The sequence below is a fragment of the Brevibacterium sp. XM4083 genome (assembly GCF_006489205.2).
GTDB lineage: Bacteria > Actinomycetota > Actinomycetes > Actinomycetales > Brevibacteriaceae > Brevibacterium.
In genome coordinates this window covers 85,095-102,886 of record NZ_VFYR02000003.1, presented here as the reverse complement: position 1 = coordinate 102,886, position 17,792 = coordinate 85,095, and the positions used below count along the sequence as shown (strand labels likewise).

13 protein-coding genes are annotated in these 17,792 nt (G+C 59.8%); 9 read left to right on the top strand and 4 right to left on the bottom strand.

Annotated features, from left to right (window positions below; translation table 11 throughout):
* From FJ887_RS09790 to wecC, 3 genes are all read right to left on the bottom strand, one after another.
* The gene (locus FJ887_RS09790) at window positions 1-1,113 is read right to left on the bottom strand and encodes a DegT/DnrJ/EryC1/StrS family aminotransferase (protein WP_140955299.1); all 1,113 of its coding nucleotides are present in this window, start codon (window positions 1,111-1,113) and stop codon (window positions 1-3) included.
* Complete coding sequence (locus FJ887_RS09785) at window positions 1,110-1,712, bottom strand: acyltransferase (protein WP_140955297.1); 603 nt, start codon at window positions 1,710-1,712, stop codon at window positions 1,110-1,112. The genes FJ887_RS09790 and FJ887_RS09785 overlap by 4 nt, the downstream gene beginning before the upstream one ends.
* A gap of 206 nt (window positions 1,713-1,918) precedes the next feature.
* Entirely contained in the window at window positions 1,919-3,178 is a 1,260-nt protein-coding gene (gene wecC / locus FJ887_RS09780) for a UDP-N-acetyl-D-mannosamine dehydrogenase (RefSeq protein ID WP_140955452.1), read from the bottom strand.
* A gap of 405 nt (window positions 3,179-3,583) precedes the next feature.
* On the opposite strand from wecC, the gene wecB reads away from it, so the two are divergent.
* On the top strand, window positions 3,584-4,687 hold the full coding sequence (gene wecB, locus FJ887_RS09775; protein WP_140955451.1) for a non-hydrolyzing UDP-N-acetylglucosamine 2-epimerase: 1,104 nt from the start codon (window positions 3,584-3,586) through the stop codon (window positions 4,685-4,687).
* Window positions 4,688-4,749: 62 nt separating this feature from the next.
* On the opposite strand, the gene FJ887_RS09770 is transcribed toward wecB, so the two are convergent.
* Window positions 4,750-6,450 carry a glycosyltransferase family protein gene (locus tag FJ887_RS09770; RefSeq protein WP_250786208.1) on the bottom strand — a complete coding sequence of 567 codons (1,701 nt, stop codon included), beginning with the start codon at window positions 6,448-6,450 and terminating at the stop codon, window positions 4,750-4,752.
* Between the two features lie 491 nt (window positions 6,451-6,941).
* Here FJ887_RS09770 and FJ887_RS09765 point away from each other — a divergent pair, with 491 nt between their 5' ends.
* The 8 genes from FJ887_RS09765 to FJ887_RS09730 all read left to right on the top strand — a co-directional run bounded on the left by FJ887_RS09765 (window position 6,942) and on the right by FJ887_RS09730 (window position 17,774).
* A complete protein-coding gene (locus FJ887_RS09765) occupies window positions 6,942-8,948 on the top strand; it encodes a polysaccharide biosynthesis protein (RefSeq protein WP_140955295.1) in 2,007 nt (668 codons plus the stop codon).
* Window positions 8,945-9,982 carry an MraY family glycosyltransferase gene (locus tag FJ887_RS09760; protein ID WP_140955293.1) on the top strand — a complete coding sequence of 346 codons (1,038 nt, stop codon included), beginning with the start codon at window positions 8,945-8,947 and terminating at the stop codon, window positions 9,980-9,982. Before FJ887_RS09765 ends, FJ887_RS09760 begins: the two co-directional genes overlap by 4 nt.
* The gene (locus tag FJ887_RS09755) at window positions 9,979-11,247 is read left to right on the top strand and encodes a glycosyltransferase family 4 protein (RefSeq protein WP_181365638.1); all 1,269 of its coding nucleotides are present in this window, start codon (window positions 9,979-9,981) and stop codon (window positions 11,245-11,247) included. The genes FJ887_RS09760 and FJ887_RS09755 overlap by 4 nt, the downstream gene beginning before the upstream one ends.
* Complete coding sequence (locus tag FJ887_RS09750) at window positions 11,244-12,986, top strand: glycosyltransferase family 4 protein (protein WP_140955290.1); 1,743 nt, start codon at window positions 11,244-11,246, stop codon at window positions 12,984-12,986. Before FJ887_RS09755 ends, FJ887_RS09750 begins: the two co-directional genes overlap by 4 nt.
* The gene (locus FJ887_RS09745) at window positions 12,983-13,864 is read left to right on the top strand and encodes an ABC transporter permease (RefSeq protein ID WP_140955288.1); all 882 of its coding nucleotides are present in this window, start codon (window positions 12,983-12,985) and stop codon (window positions 13,862-13,864) included. Before FJ887_RS09750 ends, FJ887_RS09745 begins: the two co-directional genes overlap by 4 nt.
* Window positions 13,851-15,239, top strand: coding sequence for an ABC transporter ATP-binding protein (locus FJ887_RS09740; protein ID WP_140955287.1), 1,389 nt, complete (start codon window positions 13,851-13,853; stop codon window positions 15,237-15,239). Before FJ887_RS09745 ends, FJ887_RS09740 begins: the two co-directional genes overlap by 14 nt.
* Window positions 15,236-16,105: a DUF6270 domain-containing protein gene (locus FJ887_RS09735; protein WP_350457224.1), complete on the top strand. Its 870-nt coding sequence runs from the start codon at window positions 15,236-15,238 to the stop codon at window positions 16,103-16,105. Before FJ887_RS09740 ends, FJ887_RS09735 begins: the two co-directional genes overlap by 4 nt.
* 232 nt (window positions 16,106-16,337) lie before the next feature.
* Window positions 16,338-17,774, top strand: a complete 1,437-nt coding sequence (locus FJ887_RS09730; RefSeq protein ID WP_140955284.1) for a hypothetical protein — start codon at window positions 16,338-16,340, stop codon at window positions 17,772-17,774.
* Window positions 17,775-17,792 lie beyond the last annotated feature (18 nt).

The window sequence follows — 17,792 nt, the reverse complement described above, 5'->3', positions numbered from 1 at the left end:
TCAACTCCCGCTTGCTAGCCGATTAACTGCGGTTACGACTCTGTCTATATCCGATTCTGTGAGTGAAGGATAGACCGGTATTGAAAGACATTCGTCCGCCGCCTTCTGTGTTTGTGGCAGAGGTCCTACTGCATGAAATTCTTTCAGAGAAGGAAGCTCGTGGATGGGGACTGGATAATACACTCCGGTCCCGATACCATATTCGCGTTTTAATGCCTCTGCGAAGTCGTTTCGGTCTTCCGAACTGGCTCCGTCGAGACGTATAGTGTATTGATGATAAACGTGGGTGCGCTCTGGGGGTAAAAATGGCGTGATCACGCCGGACAGGGTCGAGTTATAATGTTTTGCGATCTCTTGCCTGCGGCTGGTCCAACCCGGCAATTTACCTAGTTGCACGCGCCCGATAGCGGCGTGCACGTCAGTTAACCGATTGTTTAATCCAACGACTTCATTGTGATACCGGTGTTTCATTCCCTGATTACGGTATAGCTGAATAAGATTCGCGCGCTTTTCGGAAGTTGTCGTGATCATTCCACCTTCGCCCGACGTCATGTTCTTGGTCGGGTAAAAGGAGAATGCGCCGAAGCTTCCGAAAGTGCCGACTGGAGAACTTTCGTGGCTGGCAAGATGAGCCTGCGCGGCATCCTCTACGAGATCCAGTTTGTGCTTATCGGCGATTGCCTTTAAAGCACTCATGTCGGCTGGTAAGCCATAAAGGTGAACCGGCATGATGGCCTTAGTCCTGGGGGTGATGGAAGCTTCTACTGCCTCTGGCGACAACGTGAATGTCGCAGGATCGATGTCCGCAAATACGGGTTTTGCTCCGGCGAGGACGACGGCATTGCCAGTAGCTGCAAATGTGAAGGATGGGATAATCACTTCATCCTCTGGCTGGAGCCCGAGCGACAACAAGCCGAGGTGGAGAGCGGAAGTGCCCGAATTCACCGCAATTGAGATGACTGAGCTGCCAAGGGCATTAGAGAATTCTTGTTCGAATGCTTCCGTTTCCGGTCCCTGCGCGATGAACCCTGTGCGCATCACCCGACTTACGGCTTCGACTTCTTCCTCCCCAATTTCTGGGCGCGCCGGCGGTATGAAAGTTGAATCAGTCAATTTGTGCCTTCCGTCATCTTGAGATGACCATCTACTTCTGCATAAATATCGCCGGTGACGGTATCTTTCCACAGCTTATCGTCTATTTCATGAAGTCGATGCCCAGATTTTCCGACCCACCCAATCTGACGGGCGGGTACTCCCGCTACAAGCGCGTAGTTTTTCACGTCCCTGGTGACTACAGCTCCTGCGGCGACCGTTGCCCATTCGCCAATCGTAACTGGGGCTATGCATACGGCCCGAGCACCGATCGCAGCGCCTGATTTGATTGCGACTCCAACCGGGGTCCAATCGCTCGCCGATTTAGCTGTCATGTCGGGGTTGACGGCTCGGGGATACGTGTCGTTTGTGAGCACTACAGCGGGGCCGATGAACACGCCATCGCCTAGATGCGCCGGTTCGTAGATCAGGGAGTAGTTTTGAATTTTGGAGTTCGGCCCGATTTCGACACCAGTGCCGATATATGCGCCGCGTCCCACTATCACGTTCTCGCCTATCGACGCGTTTTCTCTCACCTGCGCGTGGTGCCAGATTTTCGAGCCGGACCCTATCTTAGCGGAACCTGCGATATCGGCGCTGTCGTGGACAGTTGGGCTCATGGATTCACTCCGGGGTTTTAGGTTGCGACAGGTTGAGGATATCACTCAAGTGGAAGCCCGGTGCTCGCGGAGAAGCAGCTCTGCGGCGGGGGCGTAGGTTGTACAAGAGCAGGCTTCGCTCCAAGTGCTTGCTTCCTCAGCTGCGGTCACTAAGGCGTGGCCAAGACCGCGAACTGACAGTCGATCTCGTGATGTTGGTCCCAAGATCAGCGCCAGATTCCACGGGTGTCGTAGACGAGCTTTTTTGCTAGTCGTGATCGATCTATGCGCGCAAACTCGGAATGATCGACCAACAGCAATACGATGTCGGCCTCGTCGACAGCGGTGTCGACATCGCCGAGGGTGACATTGTTGCGGGCAATGAGTTCACCTGGTAGTTCACTGATGTTCGGTTCTACGGCGATAATTCTTGCATTCGGAAGCCTGCCTGCCAGATCGTTGACGATTCCGCGCGCTGGACTCTCGCGCAAATCGTCGATGTTTGGTTTGAAAGCGAGACCCAGTGCTGCGATTGTCACGTCTTGTAGTTCTCTAGTCCACGGAAGGATTTTGTCAAGCACGAACTGCGGCTTTGAGTCGTTAACTTCCCGAGCTGTTTTGATTAGAGGCGATAGATTCGGGGCAGTTGCGACTATAAACCACGGGTCCACGGCAATACAATGCCCGCCTACGCCAGGTCCCGGCTGGAGTATGTTCACGCGAGGATGGTGGTTGGACAGCTCGATTAATTCCCAGACATCAATATCCAACTGGTCAGCTATCATTGACAGTTCATTGGCAAAGGCAATGTTCACGTCGCGATATGCGTTCTCTGCCAATTTCGACAATTCCGCTGTCCGTGCATCAGTCATGAGGAACTCTCCCTCGCAGAAGAGCTGGTAGAGATCTCGCGAACGTTCGCCAGCGTTGCCGTTGAGCGAACCAATGATGCGGTCGTTGGTGCGTAACTCGATCATGATTCTGCCAGGGAGTACACGCTCAGGGCAATGCGCGAAGTAGACTGAATGAGGGGTTCCAGGATCGAGCGTGAGGTCTGGCCGAGCTGCGATCACCGTTTGTGCCAAGAACTCGGTTGCTCCTGGTGGAGAGGTGGATTCGAGTATGACTAGTTCATTCCCAGTGAGCTGGGGGGCGATCTGTTTACCCGCCATTTCGATGAACGATAGGTCAGGGTTGTAATCGTGCTTAAAAGGGGTCGGGACCGAAACAATGTAGTTGTCGGCGTGGGGAGTGCTGGTTGTTGCCGTGAGGAATCCCTGTGACACTACGCCGGCTACAGTGGTGGCCAAATCCGGTTCCACGAAAGGCACGCGGCCCGCGTTGATGACATCGACGTTTGCCTGGTTGATGTCAACGCCTACTACGTCAGCACCGTTGCTTGCAAGCATGGCCGCGGTTGGTAGTCCAATATAGCCCAGGCCGACCACAGCCACGGACGGACGGGGCCGATCTAACGGTGCGTTCATTAGTGATAGCTCCAATTTGTAGGGGCGGCCCGTGTGGCTCGAATTACTCGAGCAGAACGACACGAGTTTGAGCACCCGGTTGGGCAAAGCTAATTCGGTAAGCGCACACGGTCAAAGTATCGAGAGGCGTTGCGGTTGACCCTAGTATATCAATGACACGAAGCAGTTCGGAGTCATTGCGTCTTCCGGGCATCGAGGCCGGTTCTTCCAGGCTGGGCGGGGGTGCTATATTACGCTTGGTTGCACACAGATGGGTTCTCGTTGGCGCCTTGTCAGCCTCACCTTGCGACTGGTCTTTGTGGCTGCGTTGATCGGGAATCGGCTCAGGCAGCGATTTTCTCGCGTATCAATTATGTAGGAGTAGCTGTGATCACGACTGGACGAGGATCAGGTTCATCGAAAGTGATGATCATCTATGGCACTCGGCCAGAGGCGATCAAGGTTGCGCCGCTGATTAAGGCCTTGGAACGAGAGCCTACCCTGACGCCGGTCGTTGTCGTCACGGCCCAGCATCGCGAAATGCTTGATCAGGTCAACGAAGTCTTTGGCATCATTCCGAACGTCGACCTCAACTTGATGACACATGGGCAAACATTGAACGGTATTGCTGGGATGGTGATAACGAAAATTGATCAAGTTCTCGAAGCCCATAGCCCGGATGCGGTAGTCGTTCAGGGCGATACAACGACCGTTATGGGTGCCGCAATCGCTGCGTTCAACCGAGAGATCCCTGTTGTGCACCTCGAGGCTGGGCTTCGAAGTGGTGATCTTGCGTCACCGTTCCCGGAAGAAGCAAATCGGAAGATTGTATCGCAGATTGCCAAAGTTCATTTGGCCCCGACCGAGGTTTCGCGCGCCAATCTTCTCGCGGATGGAGTACCCGACGCTATTATCCACGTGGTCGGCAATACAGTGGTCGACGCTTTGCATTGGGCTGTAGGGTTGGAAGCGGCTGTTCCGGTTCCAGAACTCGACGGTGACGGTTCTGATAATCGGAAAGTTCTCCTAGTGACCACCCACAGGCGGGAGAACCTGGGTGACAAGATGGTCAATATAGGCAAGGCGATGCGTCGACTGGCGTTAGAATACCCCGGCCTCCTTATAGTGTGGCCGGCACATAAGAATCCGAAAGTTCGCGCGTCTATTGCTCCCCAAATAGAAGGACTTGACAACGTTATTTCGATCGAGCCAATGGAGTACGCGGGGTTCGCTCATCTGGTCGCCCGCTCGGACATTGTTTTGACTGACTCTGGCGGTCTCCAAGAAGAGGCGCCAAGCCTCGGAAAGCCAGTTCTAGTTCTTCGGGAGAATACCGAGCGACCGGAGGCAGTTAGTGCGGGCACGGTCAAACTGGTTGGCACCGATTCAGACAGAATTTTCGACGAAGTGGCTCGCCTTCTAAATGATGGATTTTCCTACAAAGAAATGGCGAATGCAGTGAACCCCTACGGCGACGGCAAATCCGCTCATCGTTGTATAGCTATCCTTAAAGATCTTCTTGGTGAGTAGGGCGTTTGGAAATCAGAGGTGCTGCGCTCTGTTGTCGACGCTGGTGTCGCAGAAGTCGCTACTCAGAATAGGTAATGGTCGGGAGAGTACCCGAACGCGTGCACCTCACTGTTGGCCAGCAGAAGGTCGTCCGCTACGCTCCACGTATGCGTGTGGCTGCCCCTGACCTGGACGAAGTTGAAGCGGTCTGCTGAATAGATTCTCGCCCCCGCGGAGACCAGCCGACGTTGAAGATCTGTATCCTCACCGAGAGATTTCTCGGCGAACGGATTCTCCGTGAATAGAGTTCGGCAACCGACAAGCGTTGGACCCATGACGAGATCTGTGAATCTGTGCTCTCGTTCAGGGAACCGGCACATGACGATGTTTCGGCTGCGCAGGTGTAAGTAGTGTGCTTGCTTGCCTACTAGATCCGCTCCGGAGTATCGCAAAGCGGCCAATTGATCCGACAGGTAGTGTCGGCCGTAAATGTCGTCGTCATCCATCTTGGCGATGTTCAGCCCGTCAGCGGCTTGGATGCCTCGATTGAGGCAAGCCCCCAACGTTTCGGCGGCGTCGATGTGTACGACCTCAAATTGCTCGATCCCTATATCCCGCGCCTGCGCGAATATGCTTTTCGGAACGACGAAGCCGTGCGCGACTAGGACCAACTGTTTCTCTGAGAAGCTCTGCGAGGCGTGGGTCTCGAGGATGCCTAGAAGTTGCTCTGGACGATTCGTCGAAACGACCGCTGAAACTGTAGTCCGCAAGGGATCGTCGAAATCGACTCCGACGGAGTCCATGACGGTCATCGCTCTGTGGCTGTAGGTGTGCTCGTTCCATATCCGGCGCTGTGCTTTGTGCACGATTCGACTGCGCAGCTCTCGGCTGCGGACAAGGGCTCGGAGAGTCCATTCCGCATCCTCTTCCGTTTGCGGCTGGGGCACTTCGTCCTGCTCGAAGAACTCCTTTGTCGCGGCGCTCGGCGTCGTCACTACTGGAGTCCCGGATGCGGAGATCTCGAAGATCCTTCGCGCGCACATGCTGGGCGAATCCACGACGGAATTGACGTTGAGGAATACCTTATAGTGCTTGTACGCAGTGAGGAGATTGCGATAAGGCAACGACCCGACGACCCGATCGGCGAGTCTGCCGGGAAACTGGTATCGCTGATCGTCACCAAGGAACCTAGAGAAGATCTCCAGACCATAGTCCATCCGATTCGAGACAGCGTCTGCTGCACCCAGCAGGAGATCCATTTGCTCCCGACGCTCAGGAAATTTGTGGGCGAAGTACATTCCCGCGAAAGCTATGTCACGGACTGCGAAGCCGCGAGCCGGTCGCGCCGGCGAATGTATCGCCGGCTGTGCGGCGAACGGCAGTACGTCCACCCGATCATGCCCCAGCTCAACGCGATACTTCGGAATCAGACGAACGTCGCTGGTGAAGATGACATCACAATGCTTCGCCAGTGGAAGGAAGTCGTTGTAGTGGGGTGGATCCTCCTTGTTCCAGAACACGCTCGTGATTCCACGTCGCTCGCATTCTTCCAGCAAGGCAATGACGTCAGGCTTGACGCCGGAGTCCCCGGTGAGTTGGTACTTCCATTCTCCCCCGTTCCCGTTCCACGCAGATTCGATGAACACGAAGTCCAGGTCGTCGAGTTGTTGGCTCCAATCGGCGCGCCTGAGCGGGACGAGTGTCCATTCATAGCCGAAGCTTTCGGCCGAGAACTCATCGAGGATGACCCCTACACGTACATCTCCGAAGACTGGGGACCGCAACGATTTCGGCTGCTCCGGAAAAAGTTCGGTCAGAGTTGTGGGCCGCAATTTAGAGGCTTGGATCGTCGGCGCAACGTCCGCGCTTGGTTGCCAGATTCGTTGCCTCCGTCTCCAAGTCCTCAGTTGGCGAATACCACCGTGCCTTAGGTGCCACAACGCGGTCCTGAAAGTGCGTAACTTCGTCGCAACCAATGTTCATGTCCCTTCTGAGTAGGCAAGTTCAATTTGATCGCAGGTGGATGAATACATGAACGAGACGTGAAATCTCCGTGCTGGGAGTGACTTCGCGATCGGCATGAACGTCCGGTTACCCATTTCTGAGGGAGCGGTACCGTGTTTGAGTCCTATCAATTTCGTCTCAGGCGCGACCTGTGTATCTGCCATGTCTGGATCAATAGTACAATCGTTGAGTTGATCGCCGCTGGCCAGCGCCTCGAGAGCCCAGGGTGCACGGGAAGTAGGCGGGGGACCGAGCTCTCTTGCGGAGTGAAATGAGGATTGTGGGAAGCAGGACTAGACCCGAAGCCTCACATGCCCGTTTTGCCAAAGATCTTCTGGCCACTGCCCGGTCCTTGGCGGATGGCCTCGTCTTCGCACTCATCGTCTGTGCGATGGTGCTCTTTCGCTTCGATTTCCATCTCACATCGCTCAGTCTCAGCGGGATGCTCGTCGCAGCGGGTATAGGCGTCGTCATCTTCCTCGTGTGCGGTCCACTTGCGATTTATCGTGGGCGCTATCATGAGGGCTCGCCGGATCAATTCGCTGCAATTGCCGGCACAGTCGCTCTTGCAGTGGGCCTGATGTGGGTGGCCGAATTCGCGTTCGCCTCTCAACTGCTGATTCCGACCAGTGTTCCCATCGCCGCGGGCGCAATGATGCTTGTAGTGAAGAGCCTGGAGAATTGGGTCCGGCGAAACTATCGGCAGCGACTTCGGTCAGGTTCTCGATCCTCCAAGCCCGCGCTCATCATCGGCGCGGGGACTCAGGGCATGCGAGCACTGGACATGATCGCGGAAGATCGCAGCCGTGAGTATGCGGCAGTGGGACTTCTCGATGACGATCCCCACAAACGCCATCTGCGCTACAACGGCATTCGAGTGGTCGGACAAGTCTCTGACCTTGCCAACCAGGTCGATCGAACCGGGGCCACGGTCGTCGTCATCGCAATTGCGGATATTCCTCCAGAGATGCTTCAGCGCATCGCCTCGAGCCTCGACGGGAGGCCCGTTGAGATCAAGATCCTCCCGACAATTGCCGAGTCCGACCTTGGCCGTCAGGAAACGCACGTCCCTGCGGTATCGGACCTGCGAACGCGAAACTTTCGTGACATCAGCCTCGAAGACCTCATCGGACGAAAGCCGATCTCAACGAATATCGATGACATCTCAACCGCGATCAGCGGTCGCGTTGTCCTCGTCACCGGAGCTGGTGGTTCGATCGGCTCACAGCTGTGCCGACAAGTCGCACGATTCGCCCCTGCAAGACTTGTGATGACCGACCGTGACGAGTCCGGTCTGCACGCGACTCAGCTCGGTCTCGAAGGATCGGCCCTGCTGACCAGCGATGACCTCGTGCTTGGAGATCTGAGAGACACCGCGTTCGTCAACGCTCTCATCGCAGACGTCAAACCCGAAATCATCTTCCACGCCGCGGCATTGAAGCACCTCACCTTCCTCGAGCGGTTCCCTGAGGAGGCCATTCGCACCAACATCGGCGCAAGCCTGGATCTGCTCAACGCCTCGCTAGTCAATGATGTCGAATCGTTCGTCCACATCTCGACAGACAAAGCTGCGAACGCGATGTCGGTGCTCGGCCGGACGAAGTTCTCCATCGAACGTGCCATTGCCTCGGTGGCAGCCGAATCGGGGCGTCGCTATATGTCGGTGCGTTTCGGCAATGTGCTTGGTTCTCGAGGGTCGGTCCTCGAGACGTTTGTCGCTCAGGTGGCTGCCGGCGACCCGGTCACAGTGACCGATCCCGACGTTACTCGTTACTTCATGACAGCAGACGAAGCTTGCGAACTGGTGCTGCAAGCCGCGGCGATCGGCCATCCGGGCGAAACACTGGTTCTCGACATGGGAGTGCCCATCAAGATCGATGACCTCGCTCGTCGAGTGATCGCATTGAGTGGACGCTCGGATGCTCAGATCGTCTACACCGGCCTGCGCCCGGGAGAGAAACTTTCCGAGTCGCTTCTGTCACCAGGCGAGGAAGACGTCCGGCCTGTGCACCCGCTGATCACGCAGGTCAGGATTGTCCCAATTGAGATCTCCGCCCTGCGCGACCTGGTGGCACACGCCCGTGACGCCAGTGCCTATGAGCGGCGCGACGATCTGGCATCCGAACTCGAGATTGTCCTCGCCGGCGCTGACGTCGAGGACGGCCGCGTTCTCATGGTCGAGAGCTCGGATCCGGTCGCTGCATCGAAACCGTTCTCAGGCACACCAGTGGATACCACTCCCGACGACGGTGCCGACGTGGAGAACTCGCGCAGATGACTGTGCTGCCCGTTGTTGTCTTACTCGTCGCGGCAACAACGACGATCGGCACTGCGCTAGCGGTCTTCCCTCTGCTCCGCCGCGCGGGCGTCGTGGATGTCCCGTCGCACCGGTCCTCACACACCGAGGTCACAGTGCGCGGCGGCGGAATCGCGATCGGTTGCGGTGTCACCATCGCGACGATCGTCGCCACCGTATGGAACATACTTGAGAACGGCGCTTTCGGTCTCGGAGGCATCCTCATGTCCGTCGGGTTCCTTGTCCTCACCTGGTGCTATTCGGTGATAGGAATGAGCGATGATCTTGATTCGCTTCAGCCCGTCGCACGTCTGATCGGGCAGGCAGCGCTGGCGCTCATCTTCAGTGGATGCATCACGCTTGTGTCGGACCACGGAATCTCTCAGGTACTCGTTTTCGCGGTCATCGGCGTGACCCTTGTCAATGCGGTGAACTTCGTCGACGGACTCAACGGCTATGTCACCGGCTGGGCGATCGTCACCGGCTCTTGGTACGCTTTCGTCGCTTCATGGACCGGGCAGGACGACGTCATGCTGCTCGCGCTGGCGCTGACAGGATCCGCGTGCGGCTTCCTTCCGTTCAACGTGGGCAGGGCCAGGGCGTTCCTGGGCGACACCGGCAGCTACGGCATCGGCGCCGCCGTCTTCGCTCTCGCTGTGTGGCTCTTCGTCTCAGGGGTACCCATCGTCGTTGTCATCGCCCCGCTCGTGCTCGTTCTCTTCGACGTCGGGTGCACGATCGTGTGGCGGCTCTTCCAAGGAGAGAACATCCTCCTCGCTCACCGTAAGCACATCTATCAGCGCATCCAGCAGGCCGGATGGTCTCACGGGTCGGTGTCGCTCTTCCACGCTGCGCTCACGGTACTGGCATGTGTGCTTGCCGTTCCGACCCTCATCTCGGGAAACACTGCCTCGACCTATCCGGCTCATGTGTTCTGGGTGGGGTTGATTGCGCTCTATGCGTTCGTTCCGCTGTGGCTGCAACGACGAGACTCGACACGGGTGATGGCGCCGTGAGGATCCTTCTGCTCTCGCACTACTACTGGCCGGAAATCGGAGCGCCGCAACGTCGCTGGAGCACCATGGTCGGCCATCTGATCGCAAAGGGTCATGAGATCGTGGTCGCAGCACCGCATCCTCATTATCCGTACACCCGGCGTGACGAATTCTTCGGGTCGCGAGTCGGGCGCCAGCGAACTCGCGTCCGAGCACGCCTGGGAGGAAGCTGGGACACCGGTGAGCTCGGCGAACGGATCATCCGCGTACCCTACCTTCACAGCGGATCGTCGATGACTCGGCAGATGCTCGACCAGACCGTTGCAGCGGCCGGGGCGATCATCACTTCGTTGCGCACCTTGCGAGGCGCGCACCGCCCTGACGTCATCATCTCCACGACACCTGCGCTTCCGACGCTGCTGGCTGGCGACTTCGTGTCTCGGCTTCTGCGTGTGCCCCATATCGCAGAGGTGCGCGATGCTTGGCCGGATCTCATCCACGAACTGTCCCTGGTGACGAATGCAACGGGACGCTTCTTCCCGACGACGCTGGCCGGAAGACTTGAGGACTCTGTGCTGCCCGGATTTCTCACGCGGGCACAGCAGCGCGCGGCAGCAGTCGTCGTGACCACGGAAAGCTTTGCCCACCGTCTGCAGGATCGAGGAATCAACGCGACTGTGGTGCGAAGCGGGGTGAGCCGCGCGGAGATCGAATCGGACACCTTCGACGCCGGTGATCAGTCGCGGGCTCGAGACGGAGTGAACCTGCTCTACGTCGGCACGGTCGGCCGGTCACAGGACCTGGGGAACGCCATCCGCGCCGCGGCGCTGGTGCCGGGCGTCCGCCTGCGCATCGTCGGAGACGGAGCGGACAAAGCCGCCCTTGTCGCATTGGCGGAGAAGCTCGCCGCGCCCGCCGACTTCTACCCGCAATCGACAGGCACCGACCTGGCGTCGCATTGGGACTGGGCAGACGCCGGCCTCGTCAGCCTGGGCGATGTTCCCGCACACACTCGCACGGTTCCGTCGAAGGTGTATTCGCTCATGGTACGACGCGTGCCCGTATTGGGCATCGTCGCGGGGGAGGCTGCAGAGATCATCACAATGAACGGTGCAGGAACCGTGGCACATCCAGGAGACATCGCTTCGATCGCCGAGGCGATGAGGCTCTTCTCCAGTTCAGTCGTCGAACCGAGTCTCCGTGCGCGGCAGTGGGCGATCGACCATGCCTCGGTGGAGGTCATGGGCAGTTCCTACGACGCCCTATTGGAGGAGGTGTGCCGGTGAATCCGCTCTTCTTGTGTCGGCAGATGGTCAACGTGATCGCCACGACAGCGGCACACGTGCGTGAGGACAGGGTCTTCTTAGGCATGCAGCTCGCCAGACGCCTTCCCTCCTCGGCATCGCGAACGGTCGGTCGGCTCCTCAAGCCTCTCCCCGGCCCCGCGACCCGAACGGCGGCGGCATGGCTGCTCGGACAGGAATCTCTCGCGCGCGAGCTGGTCGGCAGGTACGAAGCAGCGCGGCCCTCGCGTCTTCTCGGTGAGATTGCGCTCAACCTCGGTCAGCTGCAGTCGGCAGCGCGGATCGCCGACAGAATCACCACCGGCTCGTCGTTGCGCTCGAGAATTCTCTGGAGCGATGGACGCATCGATGACGCCATCGTCGCACTCGACGGCGGCGGCAGGCGCCGGCGTCTCGTCGCTGAGAAGCGGTCGCTTGAACCCGGATGGTGGCCGGAGGTCTCCGGAGTCTCATCGCAGGACCGCGTGCTGACCGAACCTGGTTCGGCACACCCAGCGTCTCTGCATGTGCTGACGAACTCCCTCCCGCATACGCGCTCGGGCTACGCCTATCGCAGCCACCTCATTCTCAAGACCCTGCGGGATGCCGGCCATACAGTCATTGCCGCGACCCGCCCTTCCTACCCGATGACGATCGGCAGGCTGAGTCCGACCCCTGTCGAATCCGTGGACGGAGTCGATTATCTCCGCTATGTCCCGCTGCTGCCGACCAGCACACCCACGGCGCGCCTGAATGAGCAGGCGAGTTGGATAGCCGACCAAGTCTCCCGGCGAGAGGTCGATATTCTGCATACCACTACGCATTACGTCAACGGGCTGGCTACCGGTGCCGCAGCGCGTGCGACCGGAGTTCCTTGGGTCTATGAAGTCCGGGGAGTGCTGGAGGAGACTTGGGCCGCGGCCGGCGGTGGAGTCGCGGCGCGCGCGGCCCGTCGAGCCAGCCAGCGTTTCGCCATGATGCGGGAGAAGGAAATCGAGGTCGCTCGAGCCGCTGACGCCGTCATCACCCTGGGGGAGACGATGCGGGAGCATCTCATCGACAGTGGGGTCCCCGCAGACACGATCACCCTGATCCCCAACTCGGTGTCAGAAGCCGTGGTCAATGCCGAGGCCACACGGTCCCCAGCGGAAGTCAGAGCCGAACTCGGCTTGCCCAGAGACGGCATATGGGTAGGGACTGCGGCGTCGATTGTCGGGTACGAAGGTCTGGACGACCTCGTCGATGCAGTTGCGATCGCCCGGAGTAAGGGAGTCGATCTCCGGCTCCTCGTCGCCGGGGACGGTGTGGCACTTCCTGAGTTGCGCGAGCGAGCGGTGGTGCTCGGAGACAATGCGGTGTTCACCGGGCGAGTCTCACAACCCGCCGCGATCGAATATCAGCTTGCGCTCGATGCCATCGTCGTACCGCGGAAAGACGAGCCAGTGTGTCGTCTCGTCACACCGATCAAACCTGTCGAGGCAATGGGATTGGCCAGACCCGTGGTCATCTCTGACTTGCCCGCTCTGAGAGAATTGGTACCGGCAGACGCCGGCCTGTGGACAGAACCGGAGAACCCGCACCGACTAGCCGCCGTGCTGGCCGACCTCGCTCTGGATGCAACGGCGAGAGAACGCTTCGGAAATAATGGTCGGGAGTATGTATTGTCGTCGAGGCGATGGAAGGACATCGGTCAACGTTATGGTGAGGTCTATGCCCAACTATTGGGAGCGGAATCGAAGTGAGTGACACCATGAATCCGCTGGGCCTGACGTCGATACCTTCGGTGTCCAGTGAGGGTCTCGTTCCGGTCGGCAAACGAACAAGTCTGCGAAGCTATCTGTCGAGCCTGTGGGAACGACGATATTTCATCGTCGCGGAATCCCGCGCGAAGGTCAGCGGTTCCACTCGGAAGAACATCCTCGGCTATGCCTGGCTCTTCATCAACCCATTGCTCTCGGTGCTCGCGTTCTGGTTCATCTTCGGATTCATCCTCCAATCTGCCCGTGGTATCGAGAACTTCTTGGGCTACCTCGTCATCGGAGTGTTCTTCTTCGGCTACACCGGGAAGTCCATGACAGGCGGCACCGGCGCCATTCGCGGTGGTGCGTCGATGATCAAGGGCTTCCAGTTCCCCCGCGCGGCACTGCCGATCTCGGTTGTAGTACGCAACTTCCTCGACTTCATCCCGAGCCTGGCAGTGATGGCCGTGGTCCTCGCGGTTCTCCCGCCTGCAGAGGTACTCACCTGGCGCATCATCCTCGTCGTTCCCATTGTTGTCCTTCAGACGATGTTCAATGTCGGGCTGGCATGCTTCCTCGCCCGGGTAGGACATAAGTTTCCAGACACCTCGAATCTCATGGCCATCATCAGCCGATTCTGGCTCTATGGCTCCGGTGTGTTCTTCTCCATCGAACAGCGCCTTGCCGACCACCCGGTTCTGTTAGCCGCGATGCAATTCAATCCGATGCACGCGTTCCTTACCTTGACCAGGGACTCACTGCTTTACGGGGTCGCTTCACCGACGTGGATGTGGGTTTCCGCCGTGCTCTGGTCTTGTGGCCTTCTGGTCGTGGGATTCCTGTTCTTCTGGCGAGGGGAGGAGAACTATGGCCGACTCTAAGACCGCCATGGGGCCGGCCCTGGCGACATCCGAGCCGAACATTGTGGCTGAAAACGTGCAGGTCCGATACACCGTGCCTACTAACGACCCTTCGAAGGGATCCAAAGGGATCAGGCGCGTTGCGAATGCCATCTCTGGACGCAACGGTACGACGACTGTGCGTGCACTGCGCGGAGTCAACCTCGTGGCTCGCGAAGGCGAGATGGTCGGAATCGTCGGGGCGAACGGGTCAGGCAAGTCAACACTTCTGCGCAATATCGCCGGCGTTGAGCAGCCGGACCGAGGACGGGTCCTCGTGCGCTTTCAGCCGCTCCTGCTCGGCGTCAGCGCGGCTCTGCAGCCGACACTCTCCGGAGGCGAGAATGTCCGCCTCGGCTGCCTGGCGATGGGTCTGACCCCGGACGAAGCTTCAGATGCTTATGACTACGTCGTCGATCTTTCTGCACTGGGGTCGGCGATCCATCGTCCCATGGGTACATATTCATCCGGGATGGGGGCGCGTCTGCGGTTTGCGATCGCGCTTGCGGCCAGGCCGAAGATCCTGCTCATCGACGAGGCGCTTTCGACAGGTGATGCGACATTCGCCGAGCGCAGCGAACGAGCGATGGATGAGCTCCTTGCCGAGGCCGGTACCGTGCTTCTCGTCAACCACGCAGCGAAGGTGATCCAGGAACTGTGCACCCGCGCCGTGTGGATGCACAAGGGCGAGATACTCATGGACGGTCCGGCTGAGGCGGTCGCTGAGAAATACCGTTGGTGGGCGTGGAACGTCGCCAAGGGTGAAGAGGACATTGCCGACAAACTCCTTGCGGACGTGATGAGCAACGCGCGGCAGGAAGAGATCAACGTCCTCGAACCGGAGATGGTTCGCAACCCCATTCCGCGCCATGCTGCGCGGCCGACGAAGAAGAAGGGCATTGCTGCGCGTCACGTGAGACGGCGAGACGAACGACGTGAGGTCGAGGAAGATTCGATACCCCAACTCGCGGCTGCTGAACCTCACGCGTGGCCTGAGGAGATCACTGCACCCACCTCGACCGCGACGTTCCCTGTGTTGCCCAAGCCGGCGGTCGAAGCGGTCGGCTCACAGCACTGGAACGATGAGCCTCCGCCGTTGCGGCTCCACCCAGGTGACAAGAGGGTGATCCTCCGCGCCGCCGACCCGAACGACAGGGCGTCGTCGGTGGCGGCTTCCGGCGACCTGACCGGACAGAGACTTGCCTCGAAGGTGCGCTTGATCGCGGACCAGCGGTACGCCGATCGGATGCGCAAGCGACGGGCGTCGGGTGAAGCTCCGCATGCTCCAGAAGCAGAGGCTGACGATTCCTCGGTGCCTCGGCGTCGTTCGCACACCACAGAGGACGCTCGGCCGTGAACATCGCGATCTTCGGCTCGTGTGTCAGTCGCGACACGTGTGAGTTCATGACCGATGGTGCGGTTCGTGCGTATGTCGCCCGACAGTCGGTGAGGAGTCTGCAGAACCCCCATGGAACGGACGGTGTCGACCTGAGCGACCTGACATCACCGTTCCAGGAGCGGATGGTCGTCGGAGACCTCGAAGGCAACGGCGCTCGCCGCATCACCGAGATTGCCGACGACCTCGACGTCGTTCTCGTCGATCTTGTCGACGAGCGTCGTGGATATTGGCTCTACGAGGACGGTTCGTCCATGACCAACTCGATCGAGGTCGAACTCTCGGGGGCTGCGAGAGCCGCACGACGTGAAGGCGCGCGCTTGGTGGAATTCGGAACCGATGAGCACTTCTCAGCGTGGAGAGAAGGCTTCGAGTTCCTCGTCGCTGAACTTCGTCGAGCAGGTCTCCTCGAGAAGACCGTGTTCGTCGACGTTGAGTGGGCCGCAGCGATCGAAGGGTCGCCACACCCGCGGGGCGATGTTGTTAGCGTACTCAGCCGTCATGGCCGGCGGTTGCGTCGAGGAGCACGGGAAGCGGGCCGCAGACTGTCCACCGGTGCTTCGGTGACGGAGGCGTGGCGTCGCTTCTCCGAGATCAAACCGACTGAAGCCGAAGAGTTCGCCGATCGCGCTGCCGAAGCCAACGAGAAGTTCATGCGCTACCGTGAAACCGCGCATTCTCTGCTGGGCACGGGAATCGTTCGGTCGAGCAGTGAGGTGCGGATCAGCCGAGAGCACAAATGGGGCCCTCAGCCCTTCCACTACCGCGATGAGGACTACCGGTCCCTGGTCGAGAGCATCCGTGAACTCGTCGCCGACCGGAAGTGACGACTCGACTTCGGCCTGTCCTGGGCGTCCCCTACGATAGGGATCGACGGCTCATGCAGGCTGTCGGGTGTCGATGCCGAAGAGTCTGCCGGGGTGGTGAAACGTGAAGCGAACGCTGCAGGTCGGTGGCGCTCTGGCGTCAGCGCTGGTGATCGCCGGATGCACGATCGGCTCTCCGACGCGGGACTCCGCGACGGATACGGCTACCTCGACACCCAGCCCGACTCCGACGGTGTTTACCCAGAACCTTGGGTCCGGACCGACCGGCGACGCCGGGACGATCGCCATCACCGAAGACAGCGCAGGCGAGGACTTCGGCGCGTCCAATATCGGCATCTCGTTCGAAGCGACCGACCTCGCCGATCCGCGACTCGACCCGGCTGCCTCCAATCTCGACGATCTGCTCACATCCCTCGGCAGTCCGGCGCTGCGATTCGGCGGCAACGGGCTCGACCGACGGACCTTCTGGACATCGACAGGGGAGACCCCGCCGAGACCCGAGCAGGTGGCGGTCACGCCGGACAACCTGAGGAACCTCAAGAGACTCGTCGACGCGACCGGCTCGACCGTGACGATCGGGATCCCGCTCGGCACCTACGATCCCGAACGTGGAGCCGACATGGCGGTCAACGCCGTCGACATCCTCGGCGATTCCCTCGTCGGGCTGGCGATCGGCAACGAACCCAACGGCTACACCGTCAAAGACGTGCCCAACGGGGCCGTCCGCGGGGACGGCTGGAACCGCAGCGAGTACGTCAAGCAGCTCGAAGCATACGCCGACGCCATCCATGCGAAGCGCCCCGATGCCCCCATCATCGGCCCCGACGCCTACGACGGCGCCTGGATGGACGCCTTCGTCGGAGCCGACGTCGACAACACGAACGCCATCGCCCAGCACTGGTACCAGCTCTACGAATGCGACTCCACGCAGGTGCCCGGTCGTGGCCCCCAAGCTGAGAATCTCGTCGCCCCGTCCGCGAAGGCAGCGGCGAAGGAGAACCTCGAGATCGGCTTGGCCAAGGCCGACGCCGCCGGCCTCCCGCTCTGGCTCGAAGAGACCGGCCCGACGAGCTGCGGCGGCACGAACGACACCTCCCTGACCAACGCGATGTCCCTGTGGGCCGCCGACTTTACGCTCTACGCCGCCTCCCTCGGCGTCGACCGCCTCGCCATGCACTCGATGCTCGGCGCCTGCAACGGCGGCGCACCGATGTCGCTCGTCTGCGACCCCGCCGACCACGGCACCGCCTCAGCTACGCTCCAGGGTCGTCCGCACTTCGCGGCGATGCGGCTCCTCGTCCCGAGCATCGGCGGCACCTTCACGAAGACTGACATCAAAGGCGGCGGGAACATGAGCGCCTACACCGTGACCAAGAACGACGGCCAAAGCCTCGTCACCACGGTCATCAACGCCAACGACGCCGCTGACATCGGCGGCAACCCCGTCACGCTGGAGATCCCCGACGGCTTCTCCGTCGACCGGGCCTCCCAGATCTACGGGCCTTCGAACGAAGCGAAGAACGCCACCCAGGTCATCCCCGCGAACCCGCTGCCGGACAGTGTTCCCTACAGCGGGCCGACCCCGACGGCGAGCCCCGCAGACGACAACGACCTGCGCATCGACCTCGCCGCCAGCTCAGCGACTGTCTTCATCATGAGTAGGGACTGAGTCGGCTCGCACTCTCGC